At 67.9% G+C, this 15,447-nt stretch carries 15 protein-coding genes and 1 pseudogene; 7 read left to right on the top strand and 9 right to left on the bottom strand.

Going from position 1 to position 15,447, the window contains the following annotated elements:
- Together RJ03_RS14235 and RJ03_RS14230 are read right to left on the bottom strand one after the other, a co-directional pair.
- Nucleotides 1-986: sulfatase-like hydrolase/transferase (locus RJ03_RS14235; RefSeq protein WP_036502289.1), on the bottom strand; the 986-nt coding region annotated here is incomplete at its 3' end.
- 367 nt (nucleotides 987-1,353) lie between these two features.
- Nucleotides 1,354-2,571 (bottom strand): pyridoxal phosphate-dependent aminotransferase, encoded by a 1,218-nt coding sequence (locus RJ03_RS14230; RefSeq protein ID WP_371507065.1) that lies wholly within the window; start codon nucleotides 2,569-2,571, stop codon nucleotides 1,354-1,356.
- Between the two features lie 86 nt (nucleotides 2,572-2,657).
- Here RJ03_RS14230 and RJ03_RS14225 point away from each other — a divergent pair, with 86 nt between their 5' ends.
- On the top strand, nucleotides 2,658-3,251 hold the full coding sequence (locus RJ03_RS14225) for a winged helix-turn-helix transcriptional regulator (RefSeq protein ID WP_036502286.1): 594 nt from the start codon (nucleotides 2,658-2,660) through the stop codon (nucleotides 3,249-3,251).
- Nucleotides 3,252-3,265: 14 nt separating this feature from the next.
- Here the strand turns inward: RJ03_RS14225 and fadD8 are convergent, their stop codons facing one another.
- Complete coding sequence (gene fadD8 / locus RJ03_RS14220; RefSeq protein WP_051024679.1) at nucleotides 3,266-4,885, bottom strand: fatty-acid--CoA ligase FadD8; 1,620 nt, start codon at nucleotides 4,883-4,885, stop codon at nucleotides 3,266-3,268.
- Nucleotides 4,886-4,917: 32 nt separating this feature from the next.
- Nucleotides 4,918-5,657, bottom strand: a pseudogene (locus RJ03_RS14215) (glucose 1-dehydrogenase).
- A gap of 205 nt (nucleotides 5,658-5,862) precedes the next feature.
- Here RJ03_RS14215 and RJ03_RS14210 point away from each other — a divergent pair.
- Nucleotides 5,863-6,933: an NAD(P)H-dependent amine dehydrogenase family protein gene (locus RJ03_RS14210; protein WP_036502283.1), complete on the top strand. Its 1,071-nt coding sequence runs from the start codon at nucleotides 5,863-5,865 to the stop codon at nucleotides 6,931-6,933.
- Nucleotides 6,930-7,994, top strand: coding sequence for an NAD-dependent epimerase/dehydratase family protein (locus RJ03_RS14205; protein ID WP_036502280.1), 1,065 nt, complete (start codon nucleotides 6,930-6,932; stop codon nucleotides 7,992-7,994). The genes RJ03_RS14210 and RJ03_RS14205 overlap by 4 nt, the downstream gene beginning before the upstream one ends.
- 46 nt (nucleotides 7,995-8,040) lie before the next feature.
- On the opposite strand, the gene RJ03_RS14200 is transcribed toward RJ03_RS14205, so the two are convergent.
- Nucleotides 8,041-8,271 carry a hypothetical protein gene (locus tag RJ03_RS14200; protein ID WP_036502278.1) on the bottom strand — a complete coding sequence of 77 codons (231 nt, stop codon included), beginning with the start codon at nucleotides 8,269-8,271 and terminating at the stop codon, nucleotides 8,041-8,043.
- A 161-nt stretch (nucleotides 8,272-8,432) separates the two neighbouring features.
- Here RJ03_RS14200 and RJ03_RS14195 point away from each other — a divergent pair, with 161 nt between their 5' ends.
- Complete coding sequence (locus tag RJ03_RS14195) at nucleotides 8,433-8,732, top strand: hypothetical protein (RefSeq protein ID WP_036502275.1); 300 nt, start codon at nucleotides 8,433-8,435, stop codon at nucleotides 8,730-8,732.
- Nucleotides 8,733-8,809: 77 nt separating this feature from the next.
- On the opposite strand, the gene RJ03_RS14190 is transcribed toward RJ03_RS14195, so the two are convergent.
- On the bottom strand, nucleotides 8,810-9,421 hold the full coding sequence (locus RJ03_RS14190; protein WP_232329157.1) for a TetR/AcrR family transcriptional regulator: 612 nt from the start codon (nucleotides 9,419-9,421) through the stop codon (nucleotides 8,810-8,812).
- 91 nt (nucleotides 9,422-9,512) lie between these two features.
- On the opposite strand from RJ03_RS14190, the gene RJ03_RS14185 reads away from it, so the two are divergent.
- Nucleotides 9,513-10,592 carry a Gfo/Idh/MocA family protein gene (locus RJ03_RS14185; RefSeq protein ID WP_083870818.1) on the top strand — a complete coding sequence of 360 codons (1,080 nt, stop codon included), beginning with the start codon at nucleotides 9,513-9,515 and terminating at the stop codon, nucleotides 10,590-10,592.
- 47 nt (nucleotides 10,593-10,639) lie between these two features.
- On the opposite strand, the gene RJ03_RS14180 is transcribed toward RJ03_RS14185, so the two are convergent.
- From RJ03_RS14180 to RJ03_RS14170, 3 genes are read right to left on the bottom strand one after another with little or no spacing between them, the layout of a single operon-like run.
- Nucleotides 10,640-12,037 (bottom strand): glycoside hydrolase family 27 protein, encoded by a 1,398-nt coding sequence (locus tag RJ03_RS14180; protein WP_051024678.1) that lies wholly within the window; start codon nucleotides 12,035-12,037, stop codon nucleotides 10,640-10,642.
- Nucleotides 12,034-12,936: a dienelactone hydrolase family protein gene (locus tag RJ03_RS14175; RefSeq protein WP_036502272.1), complete on the bottom strand. Its 903-nt coding sequence runs from the start codon at nucleotides 12,934-12,936 to the stop codon at nucleotides 12,034-12,036. Before RJ03_RS14175 ends, RJ03_RS14180 begins: the two co-directional genes overlap by 4 nt.
- Nucleotides 12,937-12,994: 58 nt before the next feature.
- The gene (locus tag RJ03_RS14170) at nucleotides 12,995-13,816 is read right to left on the bottom strand and encodes a DUF3097 domain-containing protein (RefSeq protein WP_036502269.1); all 822 of its coding nucleotides are present in this window, start codon (nucleotides 13,814-13,816) and stop codon (nucleotides 12,995-12,997) included.
- Nucleotides 13,817-13,993: 177 nt separating this feature from the next.
- Here RJ03_RS14170 and RJ03_RS14165 point away from each other — a divergent pair, with 177 nt between their 5' ends.
- A complete protein-coding gene (locus RJ03_RS14165; protein WP_036502267.1) occupies nucleotides 13,994-14,425 on the top strand; it encodes an NfeD family protein in 432 nt (143 codons plus the stop codon).
- Nucleotides 14,425-15,447 (top strand): SPFH domain-containing protein (locus RJ03_RS14160; RefSeq protein WP_036502264.1); only part of this gene is annotated, 1,023 nt, incomplete at its 3' end. The genes RJ03_RS14165 and RJ03_RS14160, both read left to right, overlap by 1 nt.

The raw sequence follows: 15,447 nt of genomic DNA, 5'->3' as shown, positions 1-15,447 counted from the left end.
TCGGTGTAGGACAGGAAACCGGCGAAGACCTCCGCCTGGCGTCGGAACAGCCGTTTCTCGTCCTCGGACAGCGAATCCCACGCCCGCACCGTGTCCTGCAGCGGCCAGGGTTCACCGTTGCTTCCGGTGGCGTCCGCGTACGGGTTCATCGGAGACAGTTCGGTGTCCTCCGGGATCAGCCCCATGCGCTTCTGGTTCTCCAGCACGATCTCGCGGTATTTCTCATATCCCATATCGAATCGGCCGCGGTATTTGTCCGCCCATTCGCGCGGGACATGATGGGGCGCGTGACCGCATCCCGGGCACAGGTACATGAACCACGGTTTGTCCGGGGCGATGACCTTCGCGTCGCGGATGAACTCGATCGACTTGTCCGCCAGGTCTTTCGACAGGTGATATCCGTCCTCCGGCGAGTACGGCGGTGTGATCGGGTGGTTGTCGTAGACGAGGTTGGGATACCACTGGTCGGCTTCGCCGCCGAGGAATCCGTAGAACCGTTCGAATCCGCGCCCCAGCGGCCAATGACGTTTAGACGCCGCCAGATTGTTCTCCTCGAGCGGCGTCATATGCCATTTGCCGACGGCGTAGGTGTTCCATCCGCGTTCGGTGAGAACCTCCGAACACAGGGCGGTGTCGTCGGGAATCCGGCCGCTCATACTCGGGAAGCCGTCGGTGAACTCTTCGATGGTCGCCATTCCGACGGACGTCGGATTCCGTCCGGTGAGCAGGGAGGCGCGAGTCGGGGAACACAGCGCGGTCGTGTGGAACTGGGTGAATTGGATTCCGCGGTCGGCGATTCGCTGCATATTCGGCATCTCCACCAGCCCGCCGTAGCAGTCCCAGGTGGCGATTCCGATGTCGTCCCACACCAGATACAGCACATTGGGTGCGCCGCGCGGTGCGGTCGGTTCCGCGAACGGCTTCCAGTCGGCGACGGAATCACGGATATCGAGCGCGATATGTCCTTCGAATTTCTCGGCCACCATCCACCTCCGGACGGAGAGTCATCGGATCGTCGTCGATCCGGTCCGGGGCCGCCCCCGCACATGTCCATTCGTGGTCGTCGGGTGCGGCCTCGATGCCTGCTGAAAACTCTCGAGTTCGCACGAACCGCTGCTGGCACGAACCGCCGAGAGTCGATAGGGACTGCCGTGCGACGGCCACTCGTCCGGTTCGCGAACGGCATCCGGATACTGGCTGGTCACACCCTGTGCGCCCATAAATGGTACCGGGCGGAGGGGTTCGGAGGTGGGTTAGTGGAGAAAGAGGCGGTACACCGTCGGGCGCCCCGGTCAGGCGTGGTGGACGGTCCGGCCGCCGGTGGCCGGTTCGTCCGTCAGGCATCGAACGCGGCTATTGCCGGTAGGTGGACAAGAAGCGGCCGATGCGCTCGATGATGGATTCGAGTTCGTCGGCGTGCGGCAGGGTCGTGATCCGGAAATGGTCGGGTGTGGGCCAGTTGAAACCGGTGCCCTGCACGATATGCAGCTTTTCCTGCAGGAGAAGGTCAAGGACGAATTGTTCGTCGTCGCGAATGGCGTAGACGCGGGGATCGATGCGCGGGAACGCGTACAGGGCGCCCTTGGGTTTCACGCAGGTGATGCCCGGGATCGCGGTGAGCGCCTCCCACGCGCGGTCGCGCTGTTCGCGCAGGCGCCCGCCCGGCAGCGTCAGGTCGTAGATGCTCTGATGCCCGCCCAATGCGGCCTGAATCGCTTGCTGCCCCGGCACATTCGCGCACAGTCGCAGTCCCGCGAGCATGGTGAGACCCTCGAGGTAGCTCTCCGCGTGGCCGGTGGGACCGGAAACGACCAGCCAGCCGGAGCGCAGACCCGCGCACCGATAGGACTTGGACAATCCCGAGAAGGTCAGGCACAGCAGGTCGGGCGCCAGCGCGGCGATCGAGGTGTGGGTGAGTCCGTCGTAGTAGATCTTGTCGTAGATCTCGTCGGCGAAGACGACCAGGTTGTGACGGCGAGCGATGTCGAGGATCGGCCGCAGTACCTCGGGCGGGTAGACGGCGCCGGTGGGGTTGTTCGGGTTGATGAGCACGAGGGCGCGGGTGCGGTCGGTGATCTTGGCGGCGATATCGGCCGGGTCCGGATACCAGTCGGCGCCCTCGTCGCAGATGTAGTGCACCGCCCGGCCGCCGTTGAGGGTTGTCGCCGCCGTCCAGAGCGGGAAATCCGGTGCGGGAACGAGAACTTCGTCACCGGTCTCCAGGAGCGCGGTGAGCGCCATCATGATCAGTTCGGAGACGCCGTTACCGAGAAAGACGTCCTCGACGTCGATGTCGGTGACCCCGAGGGTCTGGTAGTACTGGACCACCGCGCGCCGCGCCGGCAACAGGCCTTTCGAGGATGAGTAGCCGCTCGAGACCGGCAGCGTCCGGACGATGTCCTGCAGGATCTCGGCGGGGGCCTCGAAGCCGAAGGGCAGTGGATTGCCGGTGTTGAGTTTGACGACGTGATGGCCCTCGGCTTCCAGTCGCGCGGCCTGTTCGGCGACCGGACCGCGGATCTCGTACGAGACCCCCATGAGTTTGCTGGACTGGTTGACCTGCATGAACATCCCCTTCCGGCGTGTAGGCCGCCTACTGTACTTGGTTATTCCAAGTTTGTGCTTGGATTTTCCAAGTGCTGGGATAGGGTGGGGATGTGCCACGCCGAACCTATGACCACTACTGTCCGGTCAGCCGCGCGCTCGAAGTCGTCGGCGACCGCTGGAATCTGCTGGTGGTTCGCGAATTGTGCTCGGGGCCACGGCGATACAGCGATCTGTTCGCCGACCTTCCGGGCATCAGCACCGATATACTGGCGGCCCGGCTGAAGGATCTGGAACGCGACGGCATCCTCACGCACCGCAGGGTGGGGTCGCGTTCGGCAGCCGCCGTCTACGAGCTCACACCCACCGGCGCGGCGCTTCGGCCTGTGCTGCAGGCACTCTCGGAATGGGGGGCGCCGCTACTGGGGCAGCGTCGCGCCACCGACGCGGTGCGCGCGCACTGGTTCGCGCTGCCGCTGGGCCGCGCGATCGCCGACGTCGTGCCCACGGGGACGGTGACCGTGCACATCGGCGACACGGCATTGCACTACGTCATCGGCGCGGCGGGAATCAGTCATCACGAGGGCCCCGCGCCTGCCGCCGACCACGAATTCCGGTTGGGGATGGCGGAGGCGACCGAGATCGCCACCGGCGCACGACATCTCGCCGATGTCGTGGGGGAGCCGGGGCGCGGGGGCCGCTCGTAAGGCCGGGTGACTACCTACCGATCGAGTTCGGCGGTGACGAGGACCTGAACGGCCTTCTTGTCGACCTTGCCGAGTCCCGTCAACGGCAGCGCATCGACCACGATGACGTGTTTCGGAGCTTGGACCGAACCCTTGCGGCGCTTGACATCCTGCTGGATGTCATCGATCGCCGCGGCCACCGCGTCGGGATCGGCGGCGGTGGCCGGATCGAAGACGACCGCGGCGGTCACGGCCTCACCCCAGCGCGGATCGGCGACACCGACGACGGCAACGCCCTGGACGCGGGCGTCGGCGGCGATGACATCCTCCACCTCCCGGGGAAAGACGTTGAAGCCGCCGGTGACGATCATGTCCTTGCTGCGCCCGACGATATGCCAGAAGCCGTCGGGATCCTCGCGCGCGAGATCTCCGGTGTGCAGCCAGCCGTCGCGGAAGGTCTCCGCGGTGACCTCCGGCAGGTTCAGGTAACCGCCGGCCAGCAGTGGCCCGGATACGCAGATCTCGCCGACCTCGCCCGGCGCCACCCGCTGTCCGTCCGTGCCGATCAACCCGGTGCGCAGCGCCGCCGACGGCCGGCCGCACGAGGTCAGCCGCGCCTCGTCGTGCTCGTCCTTGCCCAGATAGCTGATCACCATGGGCGCCTCGGACTGGCCGTAGTACTGGGCGAAGATGGGGCCGAACCGGGCGATCGCCTGCGTCAGGCGTTTCGGATCGATCGAGGAGGCGCCGTAGTAGATCGTTTCCAGCGACGACAGATCGCGCGAGTCGATATCGGGATGGTCGAGCAGCGCGTACAGCATCGACGGCACCAGCATGGTCGCGGAGATGCGGTGTTCCTCGATGGCGCGCAGCACCTCACCGGCGTCGAATCGCGGAAGTACCACGCATTGCCCGCCCTGCAGCACCACGGGCAGGAAGAACGCGGCGCCCGCATGCGACAGCGGTGTGCAGATCAGGAATCGCGGGCGCTGCGGCCATTCCCATTCCGAGAGCTGGATCTGGGTCATGGTCGCCATGGTGCCGGCGGTGCCGATGACGCCCTTGGGCTTTCCGGTGGTGCCGCCGGTGTAGCTGATCGAGACGACGAAATCCGGTGGGATATCGACCGCTTCGATCGGTTCCGGAGTGAATTCCGCTGCGGCGGAGATCAAGTCGACGCCGATGTCGGCCAGTTCCTCCGGGACCGGGCCGAGGACGAGGATCCGCTTCAGCTCGGGCACCCGGTCGGCGAGTTCGCGCGCCCGCCGCACGAACGCCGGCTGCGGATCGATGACCAGATTCGTGATGCCGGCATCGGTCAGCACGTGCACGTGGTCGTCGAGGCCGCCCATCGGATGCAGTGCGGTGCGCCGATGTCCGGCGATCTGGCCGGCGCCGAGGATGAACAGCACCTCGGGGCGGTTGAGGGCGAGCAGTGCGCTCGGAGTGCCGAGCCCGACCTCGTGGGCGGCGAACGCGGCGATGTAGCGGCTGATGGCGTCGATGACGTCGGCGCCGGTGAGGACGGTGTCGCCGAGGGTCATGACCGGCTCGCGCCGATGACGTCGCAGCCCGGCGAGCAGGGCGTGTCCGTTGTGGGTCGGCAGCCGCAGCAGGGTCGCGGGATCGATTGTGCTGGTTCCTGTTTCGGGCATGTCTGTGCTCCTGGAGGGGAAGTCGTGCGGGGTCAGGAGGTCTTGTGCGGTACCGCGGTCACCAAGCCGCCGTCCACGACGAATTCCGAGCCCGTCGCGTACGAGGATTCGTCGCTCGCCAGGAACAGCACGAAGGTCGCCACCTCTTCGGGCTGAGCCGGACGGCCCAGCGGAATCGTCACGAGATCGTCGGGAATGGTGGCGGTCATGGGCGTGCGGATCAGCCCGGGATGCAGCGAATTCACGCGAATGTTGTGCTGCGCCAACTCCAATGCGGCCGACTTCGCCAGGCCGCGCACGCCCCATTTGGAGGCGACGTAGCCGTGGGCCACGGCGCGCCCCGCAGTCCCTCGATGGAGGAGACGTTGACGATGGATCCGCCGCCGGCGGCGATCATCGGATCGACCGCGGCCTGCATGCCGAGAAACGTTCCGGTCAGGTTCACGTCGAGGATGCGGCGCCACTGTTCCAGTTCGAACTTGCGCAGCGAATTGCCGTTGACGATGCCCGCGTTGTTGACCAGCACGTCGAGTTTGCCGAATTCGCCGACCGCCGTGGACACCGCCGCCGCCCAGTCCTCGGGGGCGGTCACGTCGAGGTGCACGAAACGCGCGGCGTCACCGAGTTCGCCGGCCAGAGCCTTACCTTCGTCGTCGAGGATGTCACCGATCACGACCTTGGCGCCTTCGGCGACGAGCAGCCGCGCATGGGCCGCACCCATACCTCGCGAGCCCCCGCTGATGAGTGCAATTTTGCCGTCTACACGTCCCATGCCGGTGACGCTACCATGCAAACTGGAACATGTTCTAGACACTGTTCCAGAGCTCCGACCGCTGTTCGCGCGGGTGATCTGTTGTCGGTCGGCGAGAGGTCGTAGTACTGTCCAGACACTTGTCCGAATGCGGCTTGCCGGTCACCCGCCGATACGGCGGCGACGCCGACCGCATGCGGTGCCGCGGCGACCCGAGGAGAAACGAATGCCCATCCGCGTCGTGCACATCGGCACCGGCAATGTCGGCCGGCTCGCACTGGCCGGTTTGATCGAGGACCCGCGCTTCGAACTGGTCGGCGTGTGCGTCTCGACGAAGGAGAAGGTCGGCAAGGACGCCGGCGAACTGGCCGGCCTGGATGTCAGCACCGGCATCCGCGCGACCGGTGACCTGGCGGAGTTGCTCGCCCTGCGCCCGGACTGCGCGGTCTACTGCGCGATGGGCGATACCCGGCTGCTGGAAGCGCTGGAGGACTGCCGCCGCATCCTGGCCGCCGGCGTCGATCTCGTCGGATCCGCCCCCGGACTCCTGCAATATCCGTGGAAGGTGTTGCCGGACAAGTTCTTCGCCACCATCGAGGCGGCCGCGCGCGAGAGTGATGCGAGCATCTTCATCACCGGCATCGATCCCGGCTTCGCCAACGATCTGATTCCGCTCGCCTTCGCCGGCACCTGCCGCAATATCGAACAGGTGCGGTGTTCGGAGATCGCCGACTACGCCACCTACGACGGTGCGACGGTCATGTTCGACGTGATGGGATTCGGCAAACCCCTCGACGAGGTGCCGATGCTGCTGCAGCCCGGGGTGCTCGGCATGGCCTGGGGCACGACGATCCGGCAACTCGAGGCGGGGCTGGGCATCACCGTCGATGAGATCACCGAAACCTACGAACGGGAACCGGCGCCGGAAAGCTTCGACATCGCGGCCGGGCATGTGCCCGAAGGGTCGGTCGCGGCACTGCGGTTCGAGATTCGCGGGATGGTGAAGGGCCGCCCGGTCATCGTCATCGAACACACCACCCGGTTGCGGGGCGACCTGCGCCCCGATTGGCCGCAGCCGGCCCAGCCGGGCGGGTCCTACCGGGTCGAGATCGTCGGCGAACCCTCCTATACCGTCGACATCTGTCCCACCAGCCGCCACGGCGACCACAATCACGCGGCGATCGTGGCCGCCGCGGGCCGGATCGTCAATGCCATCCCCGCGGTGGTCGGCGCCCCCGCCGGAATCCGCACCGCCCTCGACCTGCCACTGATCGCGGGAAGCGTTGTGGCGGAATGACTTCGGGACCGATACTCGTTACCGGTGCGTTCGGGCTGGTCGGCACCGCGCTGGTGCGCACCCTCGCCGCACGCGGGTCCCGCGTGGTCGCCACCGACCTCGACATCCCGGCCAACCGCCGCGCCGCGCGGGAGTTCACCGCTGCCGGCGTGGAGGTGCGGTGGGCGGATCTGACCGTGCCGCAACAGGTTCGCGAGCTGGTGCGATCGGTGCGCCCGAGCGCGATCGTCCATCTCGCCGCGATCATCCCGCCGGTCTGTTACCAGCGCCGCGGCCTCGCTCGCGCCGTCAACGTGGAGGCCACCGCCACGCTGCTCGACGCCGCGGCCGAGCTCACCGCGCCGCCGCGGTTCGTGCTCGCGTCGAGTATCGCGGTCTACGGCCCCCGCAATCCGTATCGGCCCGGCGGACCGCTCACGCCGGGCACCCCGGTGCGGCCGACGGATCTGTACGGCGCGCACAAGGCGGAGGCCGAACAGCTGGTGCGGGCGTCGCAACTGGAGTGGGTGATCCTGCGGCTCGGCGGCGTACTCACCGTCGAGCCGATGCTCGGCCTGGACGCGGACATGCTCACCTTCGAGGCGGCGCTGCCGGCCGACGGGCGAATCAATACGGTCGACGTGCGCGATGTGGCCGCCGCGTTCACGGCCGCGACCGTCACGCCGTCCGTCCGTGAGGTCTTCCTCATCGGCGGCGACGCGTCACATCGGCTGCGTCAGAACGATATCGGCGCCTCGATCGCCGCCGCCTCCGGATTGCCGGGGGCCATCCCGCGGGGACTGGACGGGGACCCGGACAGCGATGCGGACTGGTTCGCCACCGACTGGATGGATACCGGGCGCGCCCAGGAAGTGCTGCGCTTCCAGCATCACTCCTTCCCGGATATGCTCGCCGAAATCCGTTCCAGGACAGGAAGATGGCGGTTCATCGCCCGCCCGTTCGGTCCGGTGATGCGCTGGTATCTCAGGCGGTTGTCGCCGTACCGCGACGGCTCGCGGACATTCGCCGACCCGTGGGGCGCGATCCGCGCACGATTGGGCGATCCGGAACCGGATCGCTGATCACCGTGGCTGCGGACGCGCAACCTGTCCGGAGCCGGGGCGGACGTCATCGATAGATGATCCGCGTCGCGACATGTTCGACCGAGCAGGTGCCGCTGTGCAGTGAGTAGCCCATGCTCGCGGTCAGCACTGTCCCCAGGTAGACGGCCTCCAGTGCCTTCATGCGCTCCGGGTCGACGTCGGAGCCGGTCGCCGCGCGAATGCGCCGCCGGATTTCCGGTTCGATCAGGGTCCGGGTACTCGCGACGTCGAACGGGCTGTGCGGTGTTGTCGCCATAGCGTGTCGTTTCTTCCCCTCCGGTACGGAGGAAGTGGCTGAGATTCTCGGCGCCACGGAGGTGGACACCTGTCTGGACAATATTACACTTTGACAGGTACCGCAAAGTCCGACCGCCCCGCAGCCATGCGGCGGGGCCCGTCAATTTCCGTGAGTGAACGATGACCGACGAAGAACAGGCAATCATCGATTTCGCCGTACTGTGGCTGCCCTACGGCGGGCCACCCGACGAGGAGATCCTCGTGCGTTTCGGCATGAGCGAGCGGCGTTTCCGCGCCCGGCTCGCCGACATCGTCGCCGATCGCGGCACGAGTGTGGATCGTGCGTGGCGACAGCGAGCGGCCGTGCTGCTGCGTACGTATCTCGGCGGCGAACCGCAACTCGACCTCTCCCGCACCCGCCCTCGGCCGTGGGACGGCGCGGACGGCCCGGCCGCCGGCAACCCCGCCGCGCGGAAGTAACTGTGCACGAATCGGTTTCGACCGCACTGGGGCTGCGTGATGGTGTGCGCAGCGGAAACCCGCTCGTCGTGGGGGATCTACGTGTCGTCGTCCAAGAGGGCGCGCAGCGCCGAGTCGGCGACCTGTCGCAACTCGTCGCGGCTGCGCCCGGCCGCGGCCTGGACGGCGATGCCGTCGGAGATGGTGTGGACGAGTGCGGCCAGGGCGGCGGGATTGTGATGGGAGGGCAGGTCACTGGCCTGCTCGAGCCGTCTGCGTAGGGCCGCCTCGCCCGCTTTGCGTACCGTGACGGCGTCCTGGTGTGCGGTGTGCGCGTCGGGCGCGCAGGCTTGAACGGTCTTGACGCACAAGCAACCACGGGGCGTGCTGTCGCCTGCTGTCAGGTCGACGGCTCCGTGGATCAGTCGCTCCACGACCTCGCGGCCGGTAGGCGCGTTGAGCGCGGCGGCCGCGTAGGCGCCGGGGCCGTCGAGGTAGCGTGCGAGGACCTTGCCGAACAGTTCCTCCTTGTTACCGAAGGCGGCATAGAGGCTGGGCTTGTTGATGCCCATCGCCGTGGTCAGGTCGGCCAGTGAGGTGGCTTCGAAGCCGTTGCGCCAGAACGCCTCTACTGCGCGGTCGAGTGCGGTGTCTGTGTCGAACGAGCGTGGGCGTCCGCCGGGCATGCGATCCTCCGGTGTCCTCTCCATATTCTTTACCTATCGGTACATTACCTCTTGCCTGTGGGCGTGGCAGCCTCTACTTTCTTACCGAAAGGTACATAACTAGAGGGTGGAATTCATGATCCGAGTCGGAGTTGTCGGGGCCAGCGGTTGGGCGGGTAACTCGCACCTGCCCGCGCTCACAGCGCTCGAGGAGTTCGAGGTGACCGCGGTCGCGACCACCAACCAGGTCAGCGCGGACCGGGCGGCGGCCGCTCATGGCGTACGGCTCGCCTTCGCCGACGCGGGCGAACTCGTCGCGCACCCCGAGGTCGACGTGGTCGTCGTCTCGGTGAAGGCATCCGCGCACGCTGCCGTGATCAGGGCAGCGCTCGCCGCCGGTAAGCACGTCGTGTCCGAGTGGCCGCTGGGCATCGACGCCGACGAAGCGGGCGAGCTGACCGAGGCCGCCACCGACGCCGGCGTCGTCCACGCGGTCGTCCTGCAGGGCCACCATTCCCCGAGCGCCCGCTTCGTCGCCGACCTGCTGGCCGCCGACCGGATCGGTGCGCTCGAATCGGTCGCCCTGGTGGCGGAGGGCGCGCCCTGGGGCGGCAGTCGAATATGGCCGAGCCTCGTGTTCGGGCTCGACCCTTCGGAGGGCACCGACATCCTCACCATCATGGCCGGTCACTTCCTGGCCACACTCGAATGTGTCGCGGGCCGACTGACCGAAGTCTCCGCACGGCTGCCCCGCACGCACGACCGCGTGCTCATCGCCGGGACGGAGCAGACGGTGCCCAACGCCACGCCCAGCCACGTGCTGCTGCACGGACTGCTGGCCGGCGGCGCCACCGCATCGGTCGCCGTGCACGGCGGCAACGGCCCCGCCCGGTACGGCTTCCGCCTCGAGTTCGTCGGCAGCGACGAAACATTGACCGCCACACCGACCCAGCCCGGGACATTCATCCACTGGGGCGACTGGGACATCCGGATCGGCGACGAGATCCTGCCTGTTCCCGACACCTATCGCACCGTCCCGGCCGGCATCCGGTCCGGCCCGCCGGCCAATGTCGCAGCGTTCTACCAGGAGGTCGCTCGGGCCATCACCGAAGCCAGACAACCACATCCCAGTTTCGAGACCGCCCTGCGGCACCACCGGCTCCTCACTGCCATCGAACAGTCGGCAGCCGATGGAATCGTCCGGCGCATCTCGTAGCCGGCAAGGAGTTTCAGGTGAACCCGTGTGCGGTCGGCCTTGGAACATCAAGCGGCGGTAGTGATCCTCAGCAGCACCACGCCGTGGGCGGGAATGTCGGGCGCGACGATGGGGCCGTCGGTCACCGTCGTCGTCGCGGCCCAGATGTCGTGCACGGTGTACGACCGTGCCTGTGCGAGACCGGCTTCGGGGGCGCTGGTCGCGAGGGTGAGTGGCTGGTCACCGGGGTTCAGCAGCGCCACGGCGACCGAACCGTCGGACAGGGGTTTGGTGAGAATCCGGTGATCGCGGGGGAGCAGCACCGCGGGGGCCACCCGGGGATCCTGGTCGATGGCGATGACACCGGCGTCGGTGAGCAGGGCGCGTGTGGGCTCGCTCATCGTGCGGACATCGTTTCCCGCGATGAGCGGTGCGGACAGCATCGCCCACAGCGACAGATGCGCCTGCTCCTCGGTCGGCGAGAGGGTGCGTGGATTGCGCAGCAGCGCCAGCGTTTCCGGGGAGATCCCCAACCGGCGGGCCAGATAGGCGGTCTCGTCGGCACTCAGTGCCGACCGCCGCACGGCGGTTCCGGGCAGGCCGTCCAGATGAGCGCCGAGGAATTGCGACATCGACTGTCCGACGACCAGCATGTCCGGGTCGGGCCAGTATCCGGGACGGCTGGACCGGGCGCGGAGCGCGGCGTCGGCCTCGTCGGCGACACCGCGGACCGACGTGGTGTCGAATCCGCCGATATCGGGTTCGGGAAAGGTGTTGCGCCACATCGGGATCAGATCGTCGGAGCTGCGGGCCGAATCGGCGACGCCCGACCAGTCGTACTCGACGCCGGCGCAGGCGTCGGCGGAGCTGTTCGGATTGATCATGTAGACGATGCCGCGACCGGTCGATCGCAGCGCGTCACGCATCCGGGCGAAGTCACGAACCTGCTCGTCGTGATTCGCGTCGGTCCGGCACCAGTCGTATTTGAGCAGGTCGACACCCCAGTCGGCGAATCGCCGCGCATCCTGCAGTTCGTGGCCGCGGCTCGCGGTCGCCGGGGTCTGTCCGCAGATCTCGTTGAAGGGACTGGAATACAGACCCAGGTACATGCCGTGTTCGTGGGCGTAGGCGGCCACCGCGGCGATGCCGTGCGGGAACCGGACCGGATCCGCGACGATATCGCCCGACGAATCCCGTTGCGGGGCAGTCCAGCCCGCGTCGAGGTCGACGTAGCGATAGCCGGCATCGCGCATCCCGTCCGACACCATCGCGTCGATCGTCTCGCGTACCGACTGCTCGGTCAGCGCTATTCCGGAATCCCAGGAATTCCACCCCATCGGGGCGGTCGCTCGCACGGCGGCCGGTTCGAACAGCGGCGGACGCACCGTGCTCCCGGTCGCCGCCGCGGCCACCGCGACGCCACCCGCCACGAGCACCGCGAGCCGGATCGCGCCGGCGCGTCTCACCCGAGATACTGCGCGTACCAGTCGGTGACGCGCTGCCAGGCGGCGGCGGCCGCGGTGGGCTGGTAGTTCGGGCCGGTGTCGTTGAAGAACGCGTGATTGGCATCGTCGGCGACGAAGATCTCGTGCGGCACGCCGGCTCGGTTCAACGCCGCCTCGGCCGCGGGGCGGGTGGCGTCGACGCGCTTGTCGAGCGCGCCGTACACGGCCAGGACCGCACTCGCGGTGGTGATCTCACCGCCCTCGGGGTACGGGCCGTAGAACGGCGTGGCCGCGGCCAGCTCGCGGGTGCCGTGGGTGAGCAGCAGCCAGGTGAGACCGCCGCCGAAACAGAAACCCGTGGCGCCCAGCTTCTTTCCCGGCACCCGGCGCCCCAGTTCCGCCACACCGGACTGCAGATCGGCGAGGAAACGATCCTGCGGCGCCTTGCCCAGAGCCGCGGTGGCGGCGGCCGGGTCGGTGAAGGTGGCGGTACCGCCCTCCTCGGAGAGCAGATCCACCGCGAGCGCGGAATAGCCGATGCCGGCGAAACGTCCGGTGACGGAACGGATGTGATCGGTGAGACCCTTGTTCTCGTGGATCACCAGGACTCCGCCCCGGGGTTGCGCCGCGGCGGCCCACGCGGCCTGCAGGGTGCGGCCGTCGGGGCCGGGGAAGGTGATCGCGCTCGGCTGGACCGCGGTAGCGGTGCCCGGCGGTGGCGCGGAACTCGCCGGCGCGGTCGGTTTCGTGGTCCCCGCCGAGGTGCCGGACCGCTGCGCGCAGGCGGCCAGCAGGGCCACCGCGGCCGGGGTGCCGAGCCCGAGCAGGCTCAACCGTCGCAGCGCCTCACGGCGGCTCAGCAGGCCCTCGGCATGGTCGGTGCCGATCTCCTCTGCGATATAGCGCTGCAGCGGCGTCATACCGGCCAGCGTAACCACGGCACCTGTGAATCGGCGGACCTACGGCGAACCGGCGTCCTCACTCCGGTTCGGTGACGAAATCGATGAGCTGTTCCACCGCGCCCAGCAGCGGCGCTTCCAGATCGCGGAAGCTGTCGACGGCGTTGTAGACCCGCCGCCAGCCCTCCGACGGGGTGCCCCAGCCGAGACGGCGGCAGACCCCGGTCTTCCAGTCCTCGCCGCGCGGCACCTGCGGCCAGGCCTCGATGCCGACGGCCTGCGGTCGCACCGCCTGCCAGATATCGATGTAGGGATGACCGGTCACCAGGACGTGCGGGCCGAGTCCTGTGGTCAGATTCGTCTCCTTGGAGCCGGTGACCAGGTGGTCGACCAGCACTCCGACCCGGCGGCCGGGTTCCGGCCCGAAGTCGGTCAGGCGCGCGGCCAGATGGTCGAGGCCTTCCAGATGCTCCACGACGACGCCCTCCACACGCAGATCGTGTCCCCAGACGCGTTCCACCAGCGCCGCGTCGTGCACGCCCTCGACCCAGATCCGGCTGGCGCGCGCGACGCGGGCGCGCAGCCCCTCCACGCGGGTGGACCCCGACGCGGACCGGGTGGGTGCGGCCGGCGCGGTCGCCTTCGGCCGCACCAGCGTCACCGGCTGGCCGTCGATCAGGAACGCCGCCTCACGCAAGGCGAACAGTCGGACCCGGCCGCCGCGGTCCTCGAGTTTGACGAAGTCGCCGTCGTAGGTGCGCTCGAAACCGACCACGGCGCCGCAGAATCCGCTGGCGGCGTCCTCGGCGACGAGGTCGCGTTCGGCCACCACCTGCGGTACCGCGCGCTTGCGGGTTCGAGCGTGTCCGGAATAGATGTCACCGTAGTCGCGCGCACTCACCCGGCCGAAACTACCTGTTCCCCTTGCCGTTCGGCGGGAGGCGAGGCCCCGACCGGCGGTGCGGTCCGGCCGACGAAGGCTCGCACTCACCGGATCTGGACCGGTGACCGGCGTGTTTCCGCTCGACTCGTCCCGGTAAAGGCGCGGAAAAAAGGACAGGCACGGTACGGTTGACGCGTGGCCGCAATCGTATGGCTGGTCGCGGGAATTCTGCTCGCCGCAGCCGAGATGCTCACCGGTGACTTCACGCTGCTCATGTTGGGCGGCGCGGCGTTGATCACCGCGGGCGTTGCCGGGATCGCGCAGACGTCGGTGGTGATCGATGCCGTGGTGTTCGCGATCTCCGCCATCGGGCTGCTGTTCGTCGTTCGCCCGATGTTGTTGCGCCGCTTCGCAACTCCACCGCCCACGCCGACCAATGTCGATGCGTTGCCGGGGAAGACGGCGAAGGTGCTGGAGGCGGTGAACGAGAACAGCGGTCAGGTGAAGATCGGTGGCGAAGTGTGGAGCGCACGCCCGTTCGACCCGGCCGATGAATATGCCGAGGGTGAGACCGTCTACGTCATGAAGATCGACGGCGCGCACGCCGTCGTCTGGAAGGGGCCGTAATGGCTGTACTGATCGTCGCGATCGTCATCGTGGTGCTGGTCGCGGTGGTGGTCTTCAAGTCGATCGCGCTGGTACCGCAGGCCGAGGCCGCGGTGATCGAGCGGCTGGGCAGATATTCGCGCACCGTATCGGGCCAGTTGACATTCCTGGTCCCGTTCGCCGACCGGATCCGCGCGAAGGTCGACCTGCGCGAACGGGTCGTGTCGTTCCCGCCGCAGCCGGTGATCACCCAGGACAACCTCACCGTGCAGATCGACTCGGTGGTGTATTTCCAGGTCACCAGCCCGCAGGCCGCGGTGTACGAGATCAGCAACTACATCGCCGCGGTCGAGCAGCTGACCATCACCACCCTGCGCAACGTGGTCGGCGGCATGACCCTGGAGGAGACGCTGACCTCCCGGGACCAGATCAACTCGCAGCTGCGCGGCGTCCTCGACGAGGCGACCGGCCGCTGGGGCCTGCGGGTGGCACGAGTGGAATTGAAGGCCATCGATCCGCCGCCGTCGATTCAGGAATCGATGGAGAAGCAGATGAAGGCCGACCGTGAGAAGCGCGCGATGATCCTCACCGCGGAGGGTAATCGCGAGGCGCAGATCAAGACGGCCGAGGGTGCCAAGCAGTCGCAGATCCTCGCGGCCGAAGGTTCCAAGCAGTCGGCCATCCTGTCCGCCGAAGGTGAGCGGCAGAGCCGGATCCTGCGCGCCCAGGGTGAACGCGCGGCCGCCTACCTGCAGGCTCAGGGCCAGGCGAAGGCTATCGAAAAGGTCTTCGCCGCCATCAAATCCGGCAAACCGACCCCGGAGCTGCTCGCCTACCAGTACATGCAGACGCTGCCGCTGGTGGCGAAGGGTGACGCCAACAAGGTGTGGATGGTGCCCAGCGACTTCGGCAAGGCCCTGGAAGGGTTCGCCCGCAACTTCGGCACCCAGGGCGAGGACGGCGTCTTCCGCTACGAGCCCAGCGACGACGGCGCCGCGGGCACACCCGACGACGACGCCGACGAAGTGGCCGACTGGTTCGAC

Origin of the sequence: Nocardia aobensis NBRC 100429 (genome assembly GCF_000308375.1) — a bacterium.
In the GTDB taxonomy this organism is placed as follows: Bacteria; Actinomycetota; Actinomycetes; order Mycobacteriales; family Mycobacteriaceae; genus Nocardia; species Nocardia aobensis.
The sequence above is the reverse complement of the archived record's forward strand: the minus strand, read 5'-3'. Positions and strand labels throughout refer to the sequence as shown.

Bases quoted from the DNA above. Each gene is read 5' to 3' on its own strand.
- RJ03_RS14175 (WP_036502272.1), bottom strand. From the start codon at position 12,936: ATGACGCCGCTGCAGCGCTATATCGCAGAGGAGATCGGCACCGACCAT.
- RJ03_RS14200 (WP_036502278.1), bottom strand. From the start codon at position 8,271: ATGGCGACAACACCGCACAGCCCGTTCGACGTCGCGAGTACCCGGACC.
- RJ03_RS14210 (WP_036502283.1), top strand. From the start codon at position 5,863: ATGCCCATCCGCGTCGTGCACATCGGCACCGGCAATGTCGGCCGGCTC.
- RJ03_RS14190 (WP_232329157.1), bottom strand. From the start codon at position 9,421: ATGGAGAGGACACCGGAGGATCGCATGCCCGGCGGACGCCCACGCTCG.
- RJ03_RS14185 (WP_083870818.1), top strand. From the start codon at position 9,513: ATGATCCGAGTCGGAGTTGTCGGGGCCAGCGGTTGGGCGGGTAACTCG.
- RJ03_RS14205 (WP_036502280.1), top strand. From the start codon at position 6,930: ATGACTTCGGGACCGATACTCGTTACCGGTGCGTTCGGGCTGGTCGGC.
- RJ03_RS14230 (WP_371507065.1), bottom strand. From the start codon at position 2,571: ATGTTCATGCAGGTCAACCAGTCCAGCAAACTCATGGGGGTCTCGTAC.
- fadD8 (WP_051024679.1), bottom strand. From the start codon at position 4,885: ATGCCCGAAACAGGAACCAGCACAATCGATCCCGCGACCCTGCTGCGG.
- RJ03_RS14195 (WP_036502275.1), top strand. From the start codon at position 8,433: ATGACCGACGAAGAACAGGCAATCATCGATTTCGCCGTACTGTGGCTG.